At 56.4% G+C, this 19,398-nt stretch carries 17 protein-coding genes; 10 read left to right on the plus strand and 7 right to left on the minus strand.

The window, feature by feature from the left end:
* Nucleotides 1-3: 3 nt before the first annotated feature.
* The gene (locus RHM59_RS07795; protein WP_322165046.1) at nucleotides 4-765 is read right to left on the minus strand and encodes an SDR family oxidoreductase; all 762 of its coding nucleotides are present in this window, start codon (nucleotides 763-765) and stop codon (nucleotides 4-6) included.
* Between the two features lie 240 nt (nucleotides 766-1,005).
* Here RHM59_RS07795 and RHM59_RS07800 point away from each other — a divergent pair, with 240 nt between their 5' ends.
* Entirely contained in the window at nucleotides 1,006-2,010 is a 1,005-nt protein-coding gene (locus RHM59_RS07800) for an NADP-dependent oxidoreductase (RefSeq protein WP_322286337.1), read from the plus strand.
* Between the two features lie 92 nt (nucleotides 2,011-2,102).
* Here RHM59_RS07800 and pyrF read toward each other — a convergent pair whose 3' ends face one another.
* Entirely contained in the window at nucleotides 2,103-2,801 is a 699-nt protein-coding gene (gene pyrF / locus RHM59_RS07805) for an orotidine-5'-phosphate decarboxylase (protein ID WP_322286338.1), read from the minus strand.
* A gap of 177 nt (nucleotides 2,802-2,978) precedes the next feature.
* Between pyrF and RHM59_RS07810 the strand changes: the two genes are divergently transcribed.
* The gene (locus tag RHM59_RS07810) at nucleotides 2,979-3,146 is read left to right on the plus strand and encodes a DUF2897 family protein (RefSeq protein ID WP_322165049.1); all 168 of its coding nucleotides are present in this window, start codon (nucleotides 2,979-2,981) and stop codon (nucleotides 3,144-3,146) included.
* Between the two features lie 53 nt (nucleotides 3,147-3,199).
* Here the strand turns inward: RHM59_RS07810 and RHM59_RS07815 are convergent, their stop codons facing one another.
* Nucleotides 3,200-4,021 (minus strand): transporter substrate-binding domain-containing protein, encoded by an 822-nt coding sequence (locus RHM59_RS07815; RefSeq protein ID WP_322286339.1) that lies wholly within the window; start codon nucleotides 4,019-4,021, stop codon nucleotides 3,200-3,202.
* Between the two features lie 433 nt (nucleotides 4,022-4,454).
* Here RHM59_RS07815 and RHM59_RS07820 point away from each other — a divergent pair, with 433 nt between their 5' ends.
* Together RHM59_RS07820 and RHM59_RS07825 are read left to right on the plus strand one after the other, a co-directional pair.
* Complete coding sequence (locus tag RHM59_RS07820) at nucleotides 4,455-5,000, plus strand: exonuclease domain-containing protein (protein ID WP_322286340.1); 546 nt, start codon at nucleotides 4,455-4,457, stop codon at nucleotides 4,998-5,000.
* Between the two features lie 98 nt (nucleotides 5,001-5,098).
* Entirely contained in the window at nucleotides 5,099-5,383 is a 285-nt protein-coding gene (locus RHM59_RS07825) for a pyrimidine/purine nucleoside phosphorylase (RefSeq protein ID WP_322165052.1), read from the plus strand.
* A gap of 324 nt (nucleotides 5,384-5,707) precedes the next feature.
* Here the strand turns inward: RHM59_RS07825 and RHM59_RS07830 are convergent, their stop codons facing one another.
* Nucleotides 5,708-7,486: an ABC transporter transmembrane domain-containing protein gene (locus tag RHM59_RS07830; protein WP_322286341.1), complete on the minus strand. Its 1,779-nt coding sequence runs from the start codon at nucleotides 7,484-7,486 to the stop codon at nucleotides 5,708-5,710.
* Nucleotides 7,487-7,774: 288 nt separating this feature from the next.
* Between RHM59_RS07830 and RHM59_RS07835 the strand changes: the two genes are divergently transcribed.
* Entirely contained in the window at nucleotides 7,775-7,951 is a 177-nt protein-coding gene (locus RHM59_RS07835; protein WP_322286342.1) for a PA1571 family protein, read from the plus strand.
* A gap of 81 nt (nucleotides 7,952-8,032) precedes the next feature.
* On the opposite strand, the gene pdxB is transcribed toward RHM59_RS07835, so the two are convergent.
* The gene (pdxB, locus tag RHM59_RS07840) at nucleotides 8,033-9,175 is read right to left on the minus strand and encodes a 4-phosphoerythronate dehydrogenase PdxB (protein ID WP_322286343.1); all 1,143 of its coding nucleotides are present in this window, start codon (nucleotides 9,173-9,175) and stop codon (nucleotides 8,033-8,035) included.
* A gap of 142 nt (nucleotides 9,176-9,317) precedes the next feature.
* On the opposite strand from pdxB, the gene RHM59_RS07845 reads away from it, so the two are divergent.
* A complete protein-coding gene (locus tag RHM59_RS07845) occupies nucleotides 9,318-10,730 on the plus strand; it encodes an MATE family efflux transporter (RefSeq protein WP_322286344.1) in 1,413 nt (470 codons plus the stop codon).
* Nucleotides 10,731-10,875: 145 nt separating this feature from the next.
* Here RHM59_RS07845 and tusA read toward each other — a convergent pair whose 3' ends face one another.
* Together tusA and rlmM are read right to left on the minus strand one after the other, a co-directional pair.
* Nucleotides 10,876-11,130, minus strand: coding sequence for a sulfurtransferase TusA (gene tusA, locus RHM59_RS07850; protein WP_322165057.1), 255 nt, complete (start codon nucleotides 11,128-11,130; stop codon nucleotides 10,876-10,878).
* A 75-nt stretch (nucleotides 11,131-11,205) separates the two neighbouring features.
* A complete protein-coding gene (gene rlmM, locus RHM59_RS07855) occupies nucleotides 11,206-12,270 on the minus strand; it encodes a 23S rRNA (cytidine(2498)-2'-O)-methyltransferase RlmM (protein WP_322286345.1) in 1,065 nt (354 codons plus the stop codon).
* A gap of 233 nt (nucleotides 12,271-12,503) precedes the next feature.
* On the opposite strand from rlmM, the gene acnA reads away from it, so the two are divergent.
* From acnA to RHM59_RS07875, 4 genes are all read left to right on the plus strand, one after another.
* Entirely contained in the window at nucleotides 12,504-15,272 is a 2,769-nt protein-coding gene (gene acnA, locus RHM59_RS07860) for an aconitate hydratase AcnA (protein ID WP_322165059.1), read from the plus strand.
* Nucleotides 15,273-15,748: 476 nt separating this feature from the next.
* A complete protein-coding gene (locus tag RHM59_RS07865) occupies nucleotides 15,749-17,314 on the plus strand; it encodes a PAS domain-containing methyl-accepting chemotaxis protein (protein ID WP_322165060.1) in 1,566 nt (521 codons plus the stop codon).
* A gap of 274 nt (nucleotides 17,315-17,588) precedes the next feature.
* Nucleotides 17,589-18,251, plus strand: a complete 663-nt coding sequence (locus tag RHM59_RS07870) for a hypothetical protein (protein ID WP_322286346.1) — start codon at nucleotides 17,589-17,591, stop codon at nucleotides 18,249-18,251.
* Between the two features lie 421 nt (nucleotides 18,252-18,672).
* Nucleotides 18,673-19,320, plus strand: a complete 648-nt coding sequence (locus tag RHM59_RS07875; RefSeq protein ID WP_322286347.1) for a hypothetical protein — start codon at nucleotides 18,673-18,675, stop codon at nucleotides 19,318-19,320.
* Nucleotides 19,321-19,398 lie beyond the last annotated feature (78 nt).

A 19,398-nucleotide genomic window follows, 5' to 3' on the forward strand; every position in this document is an offset into this window, starting at 1 on the left:
GCATCAAATCGCAGTCACCCCGCCGTCCACGGCCAATGCATGACCCGTTGTGAAGCTGGCGCCGTCGCTGCACAGGTAAAGCACCGCGCTGGCGATTTCGTTGACCGTGCCGATGCGTCCGATGGGGTGCATGACTGCCACAAACTCGGCTTTTTTCGGATCAGCTTCATGGGCACGGCGATACATGTCGGTATCGATCACTGCCGGACACACCGCATTGACCCGTATTTTCTTTTTTGCGAACTCAATTGCGGCCGATTTCGTCAGGCCGATTACCGCGTGCTTCGAGGCGCTGTAAATGCTCATTTTTGGCGCGGCACCCAAGCCCGCCACCGACGCGGTATTAACAATCGCTCCGCCGCCCTGAGCCAGCATCAGCGGTAACTGATACTTCATGCACAGCCACACGCCTTTTACGTTAACGCCCATGATTGCGTCGAATTCAGCTTCGCTGCCCTCAGGCAGACGGCCTTTTTCGATCTCGATACCGGCGTTGTTGAACGCATAATCGACCCGACCGTAGGCACTGATTGCCTGCTCCATCATGTTTTTCACATCAGCTTCTTGCGTCACGTTGCAGCGCACGAACAGCGCTTCGCCGCCCGCCGCATGAATCAACTCGACGGTGCCTTGGGCGCCCTCGGTGTCCAGGTCCGCCACGACCACTTTCAGGCCCTCGGCAGCAAACGCCAACGCGGTAGCGCGGCCAATGCCTGCGGCGGCCCCAGTGACCAGAGCCACTTGGCCGGAAAAAGTCATTGTCATTGTAGGTGTCCTCTAGCGGTGGGCGAATGAGGCAGTCTAGCCAGTGGCCAATGTCTGGCGTCAGCACTATTACCCGCCCGGTTATAGGCTTATGCGTCCACGTGATTAAACACTGGGTAGCTTCATCACCGCGCTGGATCGACGCGCATTCGCCAGACGGACAAACCTTGCTGGAACCCCAGCCAACGACTATCACGTAGGCTGCTTACCCAAACTCCCACTACAAAAAGAGCACCTGCAATGACTGATCAGATCAATCGTCAATTCCTGCTTGCGAAACGCCCAAGCGGCGCGGCGACACGGGAAGATTTCACCTACCAACAAGTCCCTGTCGGCAACGTGGCTTCCGGTCAGGTTTTGGTCAAAAATGAATACCTGTCGTTGGACCCCGCCATGCGCGGCTGGATGAATGAAGGTAAATCCTACATCGCACCGGTCAACCTCGGCGACGTGATGCGCGCGCTGGGAGTGGGCAAAGTGCTCGCCTCGGAGAACCCGGCATTTACCGTTGGCGATTACGTCCAAGGCGCACTGGGGGTACAAGATTACTTTCTTGGGGAGCCCAAAGGTTTCTACAAGATCGACCCCAAACTGGCACCGCTGCCACGCTATTTGTCAGCACTGGGCATGACCGGTATGACTGCTTATTTTGCTCTGCTCGAGGTCGGCGCGCCAAAAAGCGGCGAAACCGTGGTGATCTCAGGGGCAGCAGGCGCGGTAGGGAGCGTTGCCGGACAAATCGCCAAGATCAAGGGTTGCAAGGTTATCGGCATCGCCGGCGGCGCAGAAAAATGCCAGTCATTGATTGACGAGTTAGGCTTCGACGGGGTTATCGACTACAAAAGTGAAGACGTGATCGCCGGTTTGAAACGCGAATGCCCAAAAGGCGTTGACGTGTATTTCGATAACGTTGGCGGCGACATCCTCGACGCCGTGTTATCCCGCCTGGCACCCAAGGCACGCGTGATTATTTGCGGCGCTATCAGCCAGTACAACAACAAGGAAGCGGTAAAAGGACCGGCGAACTACCTGTCGCTGCTGGTCAACCGTGCGCGCATGGAAGGCTTCGTGGTCATGGACTACGCCGCGCAATTCGCCGCCGCCGGACAGGAAATGGCGGGATGGCTGGCGTCGGGTCAACTGAAAAGCAAAGAGCACATCGTTGATGGCCTGGAGACTTTCCCCGAAACCTTGCTGAAGCTGTTCAAAGGGGAGAACTTCGGCAAGTTGGTGCTGAAGGTTTGATCGGGTGAAATCTGTAGGAGCCAACGTGTTGGCGAACGCTTGATGCGGTCGGCCAGGCCGCCTCGCCAACACGTTGGCTCTTACAAGGGTATTTACACCAAGCTGGCGACGATCTCAGTCAGCGCGCTGGCTGGATCGGCTGCCAGGCTGATGGGGCGACCGATGACGAGGTAGTCGGAGCCCGCGTCGAGTGCTTGGCGCGGGGTCAGGATGCGGCGCTGGTCATCCTGCGCGCTGCCCGCAGGGCGAATGCCTGGGGTCACCAGTTGCAGTGACGGATGGGCGGCCTTCAACGCCTGAGCTTCCAGCGCGGAACACACCAGACCATCCAGACCGGCCCGTTGCGCCAAGGCTGCCAGACGCAGCACTTGAACCTGCGGTTCGACGTCCAGGCCGATATCGGCCAAATCTTCACGGGCCATGCTGGTCAGTACGGTGACGCCGATCAGCAAGGGTTTCGGCCCGCTGCGCTGGTCCAGCACTTCACGGCACGCCGCCATCATGCGCACGCCGCCCGAGCAATGCACGTTGACCATCCACACTCCCATCTCCGCGGCGGCCTTGACCGCCATGGCCGTGGTGTTGGGGATGTCGTGGAATTTCAAGTCCAGAAATACCTCGAAGCCCTTGTTGCGCAGGGTCTCTACGATGTCCGAAGCGCAACTGGTGAACAGCTCTTTGCCCACTTTGACCCGGCACAATTTAGGGTCCAACTGATCCGCCAGTTTCAACGCGGCATCGCGGGTGGGGAAATCCAGGGCGACGATGATAGGAGTCTGGCAGGCGGACATGAGTGGGCTCTCGGGCAAGTCGAAATCGGCGCGGCATTGTAGCCGAACTGGCTGGACAGCGGCACTCCGCAATCTGCCAGATGGATACTCATTACCATGTTGGGCGCAGGACGCCTAGAATTGAACCAGTGGCAGTGCAAATTGCTCTAAAAACACAACAACACAAGGAGAGTTCTTATGCCGTGGTATGCGTGGTTAATTCTAGTAGTCGCAATCGGCTCGGTCGTTGGCGGTTTGTTAATGTTGCGCGACACAGCCACCAAGGTCGATCTGTCTGAAGAACAGCGCAAGCGCGTCCAGCAACGCAATGCGGAAATGGATGCCAAAGAAGCAAAGGATCGTTGACGCAGAACGTACCCATAAGTCCTGTTGGAGCTGGCGAGGCTGAGATCAACTGATTAATTCTGGCCTTCTGCTGCTACCGCGCGGTGCGTTGGTATCGGCGAGACCGCAATGCGCAACGGCTGGAATATTTTGAACATCTGTCCGTTTTCGCGGGTTTTCTGTAATAAGGCACTGAATTGCTCCCCCGTGATTCCCGCCTTGGGGCTCAACAAGGCAAAGTGCCGATACACCTGATCGATCCGTTCAGAGACCAATAACTGACTGGCCTCATCGCTGTTACGCGCCATGTAATCGCTGAGGTAAGAGCGCGTTACCAAGGCAATATCGGCCCGGTCGCGTAGAACCATCAGCAGATTGGCATCATGGGAATACGTCAACGTCGCGTCGAAATGCTCAGCCAGGTATTTGGGGTCAGCGTTAAAATCGGCAAATTCATAGTGATACCCGCTGAACAGCGCCAGACGCTTGCCCTGCAAGTGATCGAAATACGATTGGGTTCGGCCGTCCACGCGCCTTGCAACGAAAATTTCGGCGTCTTCAAGCCCCATGTCGACGCTCACATGGGGTATGTCTTTCCATCCCCAATTCGGGTTTTCAAAAATCGCCATGTCGGTCCGGCCCTGCTGGAAATCCCGGAAACGACGGGGAATAGAGGTCGGTACCAACACAAACCGAAAGTCTGTCTGTACGGCATTCAACGCTTCGACCAACTGAGGGAGCAGGCCGGTGTCCTCACCTTTCTCCGGGCGGATGGTGTAAGGCGGGAAATGGGCAGCACCAATCCGAACCAACTGCTGCGCGCTGGCTTGCAACGTCCACAGCATACACAGAGCCAACAGCGGTACTCGCAACGCTATTCGAACAAACGAAGACATCAAGACTGCCCACCTCCAAGAGTTTTATCTACATAAATCATCCGTTTTCTAGCGGTTAAACACTTTCAAAAAAGCGACGTCAATGCATCCATTTAGCCGATTCAGACGTCCTATGACACCATCATCAGCGCTTCTTCTGCCAACTGATTCAGCGTCATGCTGCCTTTTGAGCAAAACTATGTCGTGGTCCATGAAAAGCCGCCGGTTAGAAAGCGGGAAAAAGCTTACCGGCGCGGGCAATTTATGCCGGCGCCATCAACCAAGCAAGCGCTTGGGGAACCGGAACGCTATAAATCACGCCGACTTTTAAAACAGTGCTTGTCGGATAAGCGCTTATTGGCAAACACTCCCACCACCACGCGCCATTGAACATATGGGAGCTGGGGCGTGTCTACGCTCAACCTACCCTACCGCTGCTTGACCGGAGTTCGATATGCCACACTGGCTGGTGATTGATCTGGAGGCCACTACGGAAGACGGCGGCTGGCCCATAGCCGAAATGGAGATTATTGAGATCGGCGTCACCCTGGTGAACCAAAACGGCCGCGAGCTGGATCATTTCGAGCGTTTCGTGCGCCCCCAGCGCCGGCCCTTACTGACCCACTTCTGCCGAGAGTTGACGCACATCAGCCAGGCCAACATCGACAGTGCCCTGCCCTTGACCACTATTTGGCCGCAGTTCGAGCGCTGGCTCGGTCATCACCTTGCGCGTGTGGCCGGCTGGGCCAGTTGGGGTGAATATGATCGTCGGCAACTGGAGCAAGAGTGGCAGCACCATAACTTGGTCAGCGCGCTAAGTACCTTGCCCCACGTAAACCTCAAGCAGCGTTTCATCGAAGCCCGCCAACTTCAGCGCCCACTGGGCCTGAACGGGGCGTTACAACTGGCGGGTATGCAATTTCAGGGACAACAACATCGGGCGCTGATTGATGCACGCAATACGGCTCGGCTCCTGCCGTTGATTCTTCCTGGCAGATAAAACATTTCCGATGACGCCTTTCTTAAAGCGGATGACGGCCTTTTATACGTTCGGCATACTGGACGACCTTTTTCAGCCCTTTTTGTAAGGAATCGACCATGTTCAAAGTAAACGAGTACTTCGACGGCACCGTCAAATCGATTGCTTTCAGCCAGGCTGAAGGCCAAGCCACCATCGGCGTAATGGCCGCAGGCAAGTATGATTTTGGCACCAGCCAGCGTGAAATCATGCACGTCATCTCCGGTTCATTGAAAGTCAAACTGCCGGACAGCGATGAGTTCGAAACGTTTGCAGCGGGCACCCAGTTCAACCTGCCAGCTAACTGCAAATTCAAACTGATAGTGGACGTAGACACCGCTTACTTGTGCGAATACCGCGACTGATCCAACCTTCTGTAGGAGCTGCCGAAGGCTGCGAGGCCGTTACGGCTCTGGGATGTCATTGATGCAGTCGAACGCAAGCAGCCGCGAATTCTGTGGGAGTAGGCTTGCCTGCGAAGAGGCCGGTAATCAGCGCCGCTGAAGTCGACCTGAAACCTGAGTTGCCTTCAAGGACGCTTTCGTTGGCAAGCCAACTCCCACAGAGGCTTGGGCAGCCTTCGGCAGCTCCTACAGAAATCTGTGCATAGCCAGAATCTGTGGGACCGAATTCATTCGGGAAAGCTTCACTCCTGACACGCTGCATTCTCAAGCCACGCAAGCGCGCGCTTAAACCACTTCTTCCTGATACCCATTAAATTGCAACGCCGCCAACCGCGCATACAACGGGTTGCTGGCAATCAATTGTTGATGGGTCCCAATGGCAACCAAACGCCCTTGATCAATCACCGCGATGCGGTCAGCGTTTTGCACGGTGGCCAGGCGGTGGGCGATGACCAGCGTAGTGCGGCCTTTCATCAAACTCGGTAGGGCCTGCTGAATGAGGTGTTCGCTCTGAGCATCCAAGGCGCTGGTTGCCTCGTCAAGCAACAGAATGGGCGCATCGACCAATAACGCTCGGGCGATTGCCAAGCGTTGACGCTGCCCGCCAGACAAACCAAGCCCCCCGTCCCCCAAGTGCGTTTGATAACCGTCGGGCATTTGCAAAATGAACTCATGCGCGTGGGCGATACGCGCGGCGGCCTGCACCTGTTCGATGGTTGCGTTGGGGTTGCCGTAGCGGATGTTGTCCTCGACGCTGCCGAAAAACAACGCAGGGCTTTGGGAAACCATGGCGAAACAACGTCGCAAGTCCAACGGATCAAGCTGGGTAATGGGCAACCCTTCCACCCGCACACAGCCTTGCTGCGGGTCGTAAAAGCGCAGCAGCAAATCGAACAACGTTGACTTGCCCGCGCCCGAAGGCCCGACCAGTGCCAAGGTTTCGCCCGCCTGAATAGTCAGGCTGAAGCCATCGACCGCATTGCGCTCCGGGCGAGACGGGTAGGCGAAACTGACGTCTTCCAGAGTGATCTGACCACTGACCCGTTCCGGCAGGCGCAGCAAATCATGGGTCGGCGGCTCGATTTCGCTCGTTGCCTGAAGCAGCTCCGCGATGCGTTCCGCAGCACCCGCTGCACGTTGAAGTTCGCCGATGACTTCACTCAAGGTGCCAAACGCACTGCCCACGATCAGGCTATAAAACACAAAAGCCGCCAGTTCCCCACCGGAAATACGTCCGGCGATGACGTCCATCCCGCCGACCCACAGCATCACCCCAACCGCACCCAACACCAACACGATCACCAACGTGATCAGCCATGAGCGCTGCAAAATACGCTTGCGCGCCGTCTCGAATGCCTCTTCCGCCGTCTCGGCGAAACGCACTTTGTCCTGCTGTTGGTGATTGTAAGCTTGGACAGTTTTGATCTGCCCCAGCGCCTCGGCCACGTAGCTGCCGACATTGGCAATTCGATCTTGGCTCAAGCGCGACAGACTGCGCACGCGGCGGCCGAAGATCAGGATCGGCGCGACCACCAGTGGCAAAGCAACCACAACAATGCTGGTGAGCTTGGGATTGGTGAAGAACAACAGCACGATACCGCCGATGACCATCAGCAAGTTGCGCAGGAATAACGAGAGTGATGAGCCGATCACTGACTGTAACAACGTGGTGTCAGTGGTTAACCGCGATTGAATTTCTGAACTGCGGTTATTTTCATAAAAGCCCGGATGCAAGTTAATCAGATGGTTGAACACCTGTTTGCGCATGTCTGCCACCACGCGCTCACCAATCCACGACACCAAATAAAACCGAGCAAAGGTGCCCACGGCGAGGCCGACAACCAAGATGAGAAAAAAACCGATCGAACGGTTGAGCATGGCCGGGGATTGGGTCATGAAACCCTGATCGACCATCATTTTGATGCCCTGCCCCATGGACAAGGTGATCCCCGCGGTCACGATCAATGCCAGCAAAGCCCCCAAGGCGGGCCATCGGTACGGTGCAACGTAACGCATGGCCAGACGAACGGCATTGCGTTGGCGACTGGATAGCACTGAGACCATGAAGAGACCTGTTTGCCGGAAAGACTAAGCCAGAAAGCCTACACCCGTGGCTCGAACGACGCTTGAGATACTGTCATGGCCATTCAAATAACCTGCCGTTATAAGAACTATTTCGGTTTTTATGACGCGTCAGAATGACACTTAGACAGTATCGTTCTAAAGCCTCGCTGGCAGTTTATAAACATTTCTGGTGGACTTGGACTTCCGTTGAAAAGGCGTTGAGGGATGTCACAGCGCGGTCATAGAGCGGGATTAGTTTAAGCGCACAACCTGATGAGGAGACGGGCCATGGGCTTGCAAAACAGCACCAATCACGTACCGGTCGTTCGAACCACTCCGACGCTGGCTGTCGGCGGCGCCATTCTCGACCACGATGGACGCGAGATTCTGATCACTGAAGAAATGGTGCAGACCGCGTGCCAGGAATGCGACAAACACTGGGTCACACCTGAAAAACAAGATTGATGCTGCAATAAGAATATTTTTGAACCCGGCGTAAAAGCCGGGTTTTTTACGCCGTGTGTTTAGGCAGTTGTTGCTCAGCGGTTAAATCACCGCGGCCCCCAGCGCTGTGACTAACTGCCTCAATGACTCGGACTCGCCATTGATCTGTACTGACAAGCCCTCAAGCTCGCGACGCGCAGGATAGTGCTTGCGCAACGCATCGAAGGCCAAACGTTGGCTGGCAGCATCACCCACTAAGCTGCGTCGGAAATCTGCATCGTCACGACGTGGGTCATACACCCCACGGCATAACATGGCCAAGGCCCAAACCGGGTCGCAGTTGGCGTTCAGGGTCACTTGCGTCAGCCAGGTTTGCGGTAACAGTTGCTGCAGACTAATCGTGGGCGCACGTTCGAAATGAGCACAAAACGCCTCGTAGATTTGCGCGGTTCCACGCTGTCGACCGTCTAGGCTGTAGCCGGCGATGTGCGGCGTGGCCAGCACGCACAAATCGGCCAACCCCACGTCTACCTGCGGCTCACCTTCCCAGACGTCGAGAACCGCTTGTAAATCTTCGCGCCGCAGCAAAATCTCACGCAGCGCGCCGTTGTCCACCACCGCGCCGCGGCTGGCGTTGATCAACCACGTACCCGATTTGAGCTGACTCAGGCGCTGTTCGTCGAACAGGTGCCAAGTGCGCAAGTCACCGGTTTTGATCAGCGGCGTGTGCAGGCTGATGACGTCGCACTGCTCGATGATCTGTTCGAGGCTGACGAAATCTCCACCCTCAGCCGACTGTCGCGGCGGATCACACACCAACACGTTCCAACCCAGACCTCGTAAAGCTTTAATCAGACGCCCGCCAACTTGGCCAGCGCCGACCACGCCATAGGTCCGCTGAGTCAATTCGACGCCTTCAATTTCAGCCAGGGTCAACAGGCTGCCCAACACGTAATCCACCACCCCACGGGCATTGCAACCGGGGGCGCTGGACCATTGAATACCGGCTTGCCTAAAGTAATCCAGGTCCAAGTGATCAGTGCCAATTGTACAGGTGCCGACAAAGCGTACGGAACTGCCCTCCAACATTGCCTTATTGACGTTGGTCACCGAACGCACCAGCAGCACATCAGCATCGGCCACCGCGGCGCGATCTATGGAGCGGCCCGGCAAACGGCGGATGTCACCGTGTTGGGCGAAAAAAGCATCGAGCAGCGGGATATTTTCATCGGCAACAATGCGCATGATTGGGCTCCATGGGGTCGGCGGCAGTGTAGACACAGCGCGCCATCCTGCATGGGATCAACCGCTGACACAACTTGGATTCCTGACTCAAGTGTCAAGCGGGTAGAATGCTCGGCTTTCTGTGCCCGCTTTTGGACTGAACGTGAATTCTGCTACGACCACTGCCAACCCTCTCCCGCCACCCCCACTTAGTCGTCCGGCCCGCGTGCGCCTGGAACTTCGCTCGCTAATGGCCCTGGCATTGCCAATCATCATTGCGCAACTGGCCTATACCGCGATGGGCTTTGTCGACGCGGTGATGGCGGGTAGCGTCGGTCCTCGGGACTTGGCCGCGGTGGCCCTTGGGAACTCGATCTGGGTGCCGATCTATTTATTGATGACCGGGATTTTGCTGGCGACCACACCCAAAGTTGCACAGCGGCACGGCGCAGGGCAAACCACGGAAATCGGCTCCGTGGTGCGCCAGGCATTGTGGTTGGCGTCGACAGTAGGTGTCATCGCCGCGCTGTTGCTGGTGAGCGCTGAACCCGTGCTGCACGTGATGAAAGTCGACCCGGTGTTGATCGAGCCTTGCATGCGATACCTGCGCGGCATCGCGTGCGGCATGCCTGCCACGGCGTTGTTCTACGTATTACGCTGCCTCAGTGATGGCCTCGGCCGAACCCGGCCAAGCATGGTGCTGGGTTTATGCGGCCTGGCGTTGAATATCCCGTTGAACTACATCTTCATCTATGGCCACTTAGGCATGCCGGCGCTAGGCGGGGTTGGTTGCGGGTGGGCCACGGCCATTGTGATGTGGGGCATTTTTTTGGGCATGGTTGCCTGGGTTCGTCGGGCGCCGGTCTATGAACCGAGCGCCGTTTTTAGCCACTTCGAATGGCCGCAATGGGCGGTGATCAAGCGCCTGATCGATATAGGCTTGCCTATCGGTATTGCGGTGTTTGCCGAAGCCAGCATTTTTGCCGTGATTGCATTGTTGATCGGCAGCCTCGGTTCGAACGTAGTGGCCGGGCATCAAATAGCCCTCAATTTCAGCTCACTGGTGTTCATGATCCCGTTTTCGCTGGGCATGGCGGTCACCGTGCGTGTCGGCCAGGCTTTGGGCCGCAACGCGCCAAGGGATGCACGTTTTACCGCCGGCGTCGGGATGGCGACAGCGTTGTTCTATGCGTGTTTTTCGGCCAGTTTGATGCTGCTGACGCGCGAGCACATCGCCAAGATCTACACCGCCGACCCGCTGGTGATAAAGATGGCGGCTTCGTTGATCGTGTTTTCTGCGCTGTTCCAGTTTTCCGACGCGATCCAGGTCACCGCAGCGGGTGCATTGCGCGGCTATCAGGACACGCGGGTGACGATGATCCTGACGTTGTTTGCCTATTGGGGCATCGGCTTGCCGGTGGGCTACACCCTCGGCCTGACCGACCTGCTCGGCCCCGCCAGCGGACCCAGCGGCCTGTGGCAAGGGCTGATCGTCGGCCTGACCTGCGCAGCATTAATGCTGTCGATGCGCCTGGTCAGCAGCGCGCGCAAGCGGATTCGGATGGCGGCAAGGTAATCCCGGCACTGTGGGACCGAATTTATTCGGGAAGCGGACGACGCGGCATATGAATCTGTAGAGCCAACTTGTTGGCGAGGCGGCCTGCCTGACAAGCCGCTGAGAAAGTCTCGCCAACACGTTGGCTCCTACAGAATCTGATCAATCAATCAATCTTCTTGCGAATCCAGTACACATACGTCCCGCCGTCAGCCTGTTGTTCGACCAGTTCATGCCCTAGAAACACGCAAAACTTGGGTATATCGCGACGGGTCGAGGGGTCGGTGGCGATGACTTTGAGCAGACCGCCTGCGTGCAGATCCCGCACCTTTTGGTGCAGCATCATCACCGGTTCAGGGCAGCTCAGGCCGCTGGCGTCGAGGATGGCGTCAACCGGCGAAGTATCGATGAGTTCGGTCATACGTCTCTCCAAAAACTGGCGGGCATTGTCACCCAATTAAGTGAACGCCGCCAAATTCCGTGGGGTGGATCAGGATCAACGGCGCTTACCGTCCAATCGACGCAAATGGCACGTCACTTCTTCGCGGTCGTGGTACAGCTGCTTACAGCCAATGCTGACGTTGATTCCACGATCAGTAAAACCTTCTTCGATCCGTAACAACAGCCGACGCACTTCGGCAAAGCGCTGTTTCATCGGCAACTTCAAGTTGACCACGGCTTCGCGGCACAACCCTTCACCCAACCAGGTTTCCAACAGGGCGGCGTTGCGCGCGGGTTTTTCAACGATGTCACACACCATCCAATCCACCGGATGACGCGGCTTGAAGGTAAAGCCGTCGGCCATCAAATGCTGCACCAGCCCGGTGTCCATCAGGCTCTCGGCCATCGGCCCGTTATCGATGGCGGTCACTAACATTCCACGACGAACCAGTTGATAGGTCCAGCCACCCGGCGCCGCGCCGAGGTCGACTGCGGTCATCTCACCTGACAGGCGCTCATCCCATTGATCACGGGGAATGAAATGGTGCCACGCCTCTTCCAACTTCAAGGTCGAGCGGCTAGGCGATTCACGGGGGAACTTCAAACGTGGGATGCCCATCGGCCACATTGCCGAATTATTAGCCTCTGCCATGCCAAGGAAGACTTCGCGCCCACTCTTGAAAGTCAGCAACAAACGCGGTTTGCTGGCGTCTTCCGTCAGTTTGCCCGCGGTGGTCAATGCCTTGCGCAACGGCGCTTCGAATTTTTTGCAGAAGTTCGACAGTTCTTTGCCGTCGTTGGTATCGACCACCTCCAGCCACAGGCTGCCGAAGACCGGAAAACCTGCCAGCTGCGCCAAAATCACGCTGATACGGTCGGTTTCCGGCAGATCGAGAAACACCCCCCGCGCCCATTGCCGAGGAAAGATCAACTCGGCAAAGCGCTGGCCTTTCATCAAGCGCGCGGCGCCGTCTTCTTCGGTGCACACAAACTCGGCACAGGCCGCGTTGGTTTTGGCTTTGGCGTATCCGGCCACGTCCAAGCGAGCGGCATGCTCGGCAATTTCAGAACAGACTTCGCTTTCAAAGCCCGGCCGGCAGTGCATAAACAAGGTGTTCATTCATTTCTCCTGGGCAGTGGCGAAACATTTGGCCACTGCGCGGCGCTTGAGGTGAGCCTCAAGGCTTAAAAGCGGCGCATGATAGCCCAATCATGAACCACTGGCGCCGTTCTGCGGTCCAGTAGTAACTCAAGCCTTAGCCGAAACCACTCAGGAACCTGCATCAGAGCTCGTTCAAGACGCTGTTCAATTCCCAAGGTCCGTACCGTGCGGACTCGTCAAGGAGTTATGTCATGCCCTCCCTCGATAGCCTGAAAAGTCTCAAAACATTAGAAATCGATAATAAGACCTACCATTATTTCAGCCTGCCAGAAGCCGCCAAAACCCTGGGCGACCTAGACAAACTGCCGATGTCGTTGAAAGTGCTGCTGGAAAACCTGCTGCGCTGGGAAGACGACAAGACCGTCACCGGCACCGACCTCAAGGCGCTGGCCGCCTGGCTCACCGAGCGCCGTTCGGACCGGGAAATTCAATACCGCCCGGCTCGGGTGCTGATGCAAGACTTCACCGGCGTGCCTGCGGTGGTCGATCTGGCGGCCATGCGCGCCGCTGTGGCCAAGGCAGGGGGTGATCCACAACGTATCAACCCCCTGTCGCCTGTAGATCTGGTGATCGACCACTCGGTGATGGTCGACAAGTTCGGCGACGCCAGCGCCTTTGGCCAAAACGTCGACATCGAAATGCAGCGCAACGGTGAGCGTTACGCGTTCTTGCGCTGGGGCCAAAGCGCCTTCGATAACTTCAGCGTGGTGCCCCCAGGCACCGGGATCTGTCACCAGGTCAACCTGGAATACCTTGGGCGCACGGTGTGGACCAAAGACGAGGATGGCCGCACCTACGCCTTCCCGGACACCCTGGTCGGCACGGACTCCCACACCACCATGATCAATGGTCTCGGTGTGCTCGGTTGGGGCGTCGGCGGTATCGAGGCGGAAGCGGCGATGCTCGGGCAACCCGTGTCGATGCTGATTCCTGAAGTCATCGGCTTCAAGCTGACGGGCAAGTTGAAAGAAGGCATTACCGCCACTGACCTGGTACTGACCGTCACCCAGATGCTGCGTAAAAAAGGCGTGGTCGGTAAATTTGTCGAGTTTTACGGCGACGGCTTGGCCGATCTACCACTGGCCGATCGCGCCACTATCGCCAACATGGCGCCGGAATATGGCGCAACTTGCGGCTTCTTCCCGGTCGACGACATCACATTGAACTACCTGCGCTTGTCCGGGCGTCCCGCCGAAACCGTAAAACTGGTAGAGGCCTACTGCAAGGCCCAGGGCCTATGGCGCCTGCCGGGTAAAGAACCGGTATTCACTGACAGCCTTAACTTGGACATGAGCAGCGTTGAAGCCAGTCTCGCCGGGCCCAAGCGTCCGCAAGACCGAGTCTCGCTGCCCGACGTCGCACAGGCCTTCAGCGATTTTCTGGGCCTGCAAATCGCGCCATCACATAAAGAAGAAGGTCGACTGGAAAGTGAAGGCGGCGGTGGTGTCGCGGTGGGTAACGCCGATTTGGTCGGTGAAGCAGACTACGAGTACGACGGCCATACCTACCGCCTGAAAAACGGTGCGGTGGTCATCGCGGCCATCACCTCCTGCACCAACACCTCGAACCCCAGCGTGATGATGGCTGCGGGATTGGTGGCAAAAAAAGCGGTGGAGAAAGGCCTGAAAAGTAAACCGTGGGTCAAGACGTCCTTGGCGCCGGGCTCCAAAGTGGTGACCGATTACTACAAAGCGGCCGGGCTGACCCACTACCTTGATGCGCTGGGCTTTGCTCTGGTCGGCTACGGCTGCACCACCTGCATCGGCAACTCAGGACCGTTGGAGGCGCCGATTGAGAAAGCCATCCAACAGTCGGACTTGACGGTTGCCTCGGTACTGTCTGGCAACCGCAACTTCGAAGGCCGCGTACACCCACTGGTCAAGACCAACTGGCTCGCCTCCCCGCCGCTGGTCGTGGCGTATGCCTTGGCGGGCAGTGTGCGTATCGACATCAGCACCGAATCGCTGGGCGACGGTTTGGATGGCAAACCGGTGTACCTGCGCGATATCTGGCCGAGCCAGAAGGAAATCGCTGACGCGGTTGCCCAAGTCAACACCGGTATGTTCCACAAGGAATACGCCGAAGTGTTTGCCGGTGACGCGCAATGGCAATCGATTGAAGTGCCTCAAGCCGCGACTTATGTCTGGCAGGATGACTCCACCTACATCCAGCACCCGCCATTTTTCGACACTATTGCCGGGCCACTGCCGGTGATCGAAGACGTGGGCGGTGCGAGCATCCTGGCGTTGCTGGGTGACTCGGTGACCACCGACCACATCTCCCCTGCCGGCAATATCAAGGCTGACAGCCCAGCCGGTCGCTACCTGCGGCAAAAAGGCGTCGAACCCCGCGACTTCAACTCTTATGGCTCACGCCGGGGTAACCATGAAGTCATGATGCGCGGCACGTTCGCCAACATCCGCATCCGCAACGAGATGCTCGGTGGCGAAGAAGGCGGCTACACGATCCATATTCCCACCGAGGAAAAACTACCGATCTATGACGCGGCCATGCGTTACCAGACCGAAGGCACGCCGCTGGTGGTATTTGCCGGTCTGGAATATGGCACTGGCTCTAGCCGAGACTGGGCCGCAAAGGGCACTAACCTACTGGGCATCAAGGCGGTTATCGCCGAAAGTTTCGAGCGGATTCACCGTTCTAATCTGGTGGGTATGGGCGTTTTGCCGCTGCAATTCAAGGACGGCCAAAGTCGCAAGACGCTGAACCTGACGGGCGATGAAAAAATCGATATCCGCGGTTTGACCCATGCCGAGTTACGCCCTGGGATGAGCTTGAAACTGACCATCACCCGCACTGACGGCAGCCGCGAAGACGTCGATGTGCTGTGCCGGATCGATACCCTCAATGAAGTTGAATACTTTAAGGCGGGCGGCATTCTGCATTATGTGTTGCGTCAGTTGATTGGCAACACCGGAGGTCCGCAAGCCATCGCAAGCTGATCGGTTCACCTGAGATAGCCAGTGCTTGTCGCCTTCCCGGGCGGCAAGCGTTGTCGTGCGGCGTCGAAAACCGGGCGGTATCTCCTACAGATGTCCGCCCGTCCGTAGATCACCTGTGAACTGAATATCCAATTTCGCCCATAGGCCCGTTAAACCCTGCGGCCGAACGCCTAAGCGAGTCCCCAAATGGATCCTACTGACCATAAGTCCAATTTCCTTCCGGTTAACTGAGTGCTAACTTACGAAGGCCAGCGGTGATGGATGAGTTTCAGGCACTCACGTTTTTGATTGACCATATCGATATGAATATCTCTGAACAGACGAACAATTCACAGAGATTTAGGCCCTCGAAAGAGGTGCATGTCACCATGCCACCGCCACAATGAGGGGGCCCGGTGGCCATTGTTGAAAAAAATGCTTAATTCTTCGGTTATTTTGCCGATACCCACGCTATAGCCCAGCGGATCGAACTGCCCATGCGTAACAATCAGCCCATCACCCAACGTGAACGGACGCTTCCCGCAAAACAGCGGTTGATATCAACCACCGATGCCAAGGGCGTTATCACCTATTGCAACGATGCGTTCGTTGAAATCAGCGGCTTTTCCCGCGAAGAACTGATCGGCGCACCGCACAATACCGTCCGCCACCCAGACGTACCATCTGCCGTTTTTGACCACATGTGGAGCACCCTCAAGCAGGCGCAGCCTTGGATGGGGATCGTAAAAAATCGCTGCAAAAACGGCGATTTCTACTGGGTAAACGCCTACGTCACGCCGATGTTCGAAAAAAACCAGTGCGTGGGGTACGAGTCGGTACGGGTCAAGCCTACCGCTGAACAAATCCGTCGCGCTGAAGCGCTGTACCAGCGGGTGAATCGCGGTAAATCGGCGGTCCCAAACCGCGATAAATGGCTGCCGGTGCTACAAGATTGGGTGCCGTTCATCATGGTCAGCCAGCTCAGCTTCTTGATCGGCGCCTGGTTGAACTCCAATTGGGGCTTCGCACTGGCGGCCGCATTATCGGTGCCGCTGGGCCTGCTGGGTTTGACCTGGCAACAGCGTGGCACCAAGCGTTTGTTAATGCTAGCTCAACAAACCACGTCTGACCCGTTGATTGCGCAAATGTACACCGACAGCCGTGGGCCACAGGCCCGCCTGGAAATGTCGATTCTCAGTCAGGAAGCGCGTCTGAGAACCTGCCTGACACGCTTGCAGGACACCGCTGAGCAACTGACCGACCAAGCCAAGCAATCCGACACGCTCGCCCATGCCAGCTCGTCAGGCCTGGAACGTCAACGCGTCGAAACCGAACAAGTGGCCACCGCGGTTAATCAAATGGCCGCAACTACGCAAGAAGTTGCCAGCCATGTACAACGCACTGCTGAAGCGACCCAGCAAGCCAATGAACTGACCCGAAGAGGACGCGACATCGCAGGCGAAACCCGCGCAGCTATTCAGCGCCTTTCTGCCTCCGTCGGCGAAACCGGGCTGACCGTGACGCAGCTGGCCAAAGACAGCAACGAAATCGGCAGCGTGGTCGATGTGATCAAGGGCATCGCTGATCAGACCAACCTGTTGGCGCTGAACGCCGCCATCGAAGCGGCCCGCGCCGGAGAAATGGGCCGAGGGTTCGCAGTGGTCGCCGATGAGGTTCGCCAACTGGCGCAACGCACCACCGAATCCACCGGACAAATCCACGGCCTCATCGCCAAACTGCAACACACCGCCAGCGCCGCCGTGCAAACCATGGATGCAGGCCACCGTCAGGCAGAGGAAGGCGTGGCCAGGGTCATGGAAGCCGACCAAGCGTTGGTGGGCATCAGCGAAGCCGTGGCCCATATCACCGACATGACCACCCAAATCGCCGCCGCCACCGAAGAGCAAAGCGCCGTCGCTGAAGAAATCAGCCGCAACATCAGCACCATCGCTGAACTCGCGGACAAAACCTCGGATGAAGCCCGCCGCTCGGCACAACTAAGCGGAGAGTTAACCAGTACGGCACACACTCAGTACTCGTTGGTAGAGCGCTTTAATCGGTAGTTGTTAAGGGTTGCATAAGAAACCCCGACAGGCTTTGTTTGTTGGGGTTTTTTATTGGGTGGGATTTGGTTTGTAGGACATTTCTCGCACTGGATCAATTCAGATAGCTATTTTTCCGGTGATACAAATTCACCTCGCAAGAGGCTTGACCCGACCATTCAAACACTATTAGTTGATTTAAAGACAGGTCAGGTAATCAGTATGTATTGCACCTGACAATTGACCGAGTATCTGTCTGAAAAACCTCGAAAACCATTTGCATTTAAGGATTAACATGAACAACGATAACAAATATGGCTTAGTAGCACCTACCGTACCGGTTGCCGATATCGACGGCCTCATTAAAACCGTCGATCTTGAAACCGATATTATTATTCATTTTCCGGTGTGGTATGGGGCTGAGCCTGGCGACGGCAATCAATTATTAATAGGTGGGACGCTTGTCGGTGAAGTGAGCCGGTTTCCAGACCCTATCCCGGCAGGCGGGAACATGACGTTAACAATCCCTGTGGATACCCAACTCAAGCAAGACGGTCGTTATTCCATTGGATATCGCGCGACTTCATTTCTCGGCGGTATGTCCGCTGATTCCGCGATGACCTCAATACACATCGACCGAACCCCGCCCGGCGCAGCCCTGCTCGCACCCATCATCTTTCCAAGCGCAACGTTCGGCGATTCTCTCAGTGGTCTCATTCCCGGTTATGCCGGCATGGGACAGGGCGATGTCATCCAAGCCGTGTGCAATGAAATGAACGGACCGACAACCACGGTTGCACCTGAGCATCTGACGACCTCTCCCATTAACATTAAATTCGAACGAGAATTTCTTTCGAATCTGCAGAGCGATGAAATCGCCGTTTACTACCAAGTAACGGATCGCGCCGGGAATGTATCGGCACCCTCAAACGCGAGTTCTTTAACGCTGACCATTTAAGCTAGACACTCAGTAACAATGCACCCCCCGACTGGGTACAGCTCCGGGGGTTTGCATATTCGTATTTTAAGTAATTTCTTCTATGCATGTAGGAAAAAACAACGATTGTAGGTTACTTCCTACACCTCACACATACGAAGCAGCAACACACACTTTTGATGAAGCCTCACACCTTGACAATTCGCTTTCTCTGCATTAAATGTAGCCATTCTTAGATCTACTTGGATCTTCTCACCGACCGCAACAGCCCTGTAACTTCCACATTAGCTAGAGGAATCCATATATCGGGGTGCACTCTGAATGCAATCTCAACGCTTGGTCACACACAGCAATGTATTCAGTCGGATTAACGCATCATCGTGACCTATACAGTTGGTGCGGACCTATTTTTAACTCCAACACCTGAGACAAGGATTCCTCAATGGATGACAACGACCCAAAAAGCTCTGCGACCCCCAACGGCAAAAACCCCATAACCACCGAAGGCCGTCCGGCGCGACGAGAGAGTCAATCCAAACCTGGAGTTCCTGCGGGGACTCAATTGTCGTCAGACGCTCACATCAGTGCTAACCCCCCGTCCTCCACGGAAGAGCTATCACTCAACTATCCGCAGGCGGCGTTTGCTGAGTATTCGTTCGAAGATCTGATGCCGGCTCTGATCTCCGATCACCTGAAAGCACCCTCGCTGGACGGCATCGATCCTGAATCAATGTCGCTCGCACAGGCGCAAAAGGGTTTCAATGTGCTGATACCTAGCTCGAGCTACCTGAGGCCAGGGGATACATTTAATCTGCTCTGGGGTGGCGTGACATATCCCGCTCAACGCGTGGATGAACTGAACGTCAAGCAATCGATAATGGGCACCCAGTGGCTATTTTCCAGCCCGACCTCTTTCCTCCGACAGGGCAAGGTTCAGGTCTGTTATGACGTGTTCCGTGACGGAGTGAGAGTCGGCACTTCAGCGATCCTGCACGTCAAACTGCAGGACTTCTACTCAACCAACGACAAACAGAAAAGCAGGAAGACCTCTTTCCAACGCAAAAACCGCCCCAAAAAAAAGGATGACTGAATAAAGAAACCCCCACCGGCACAACGGCCGGTGGGGGTTTTTTGACTACTCAAGCTTCAAGTTTTTAACCTGTAGCTT

This window comes from Pseudomonas sp. MH10 (genome assembly GCF_034353045.1).
In the GTDB taxonomy this organism is placed as follows: Bacteria; Pseudomonadota; Gammaproteobacteria; order Pseudomonadales; family Pseudomonadaceae; genus Aquipseudomonas.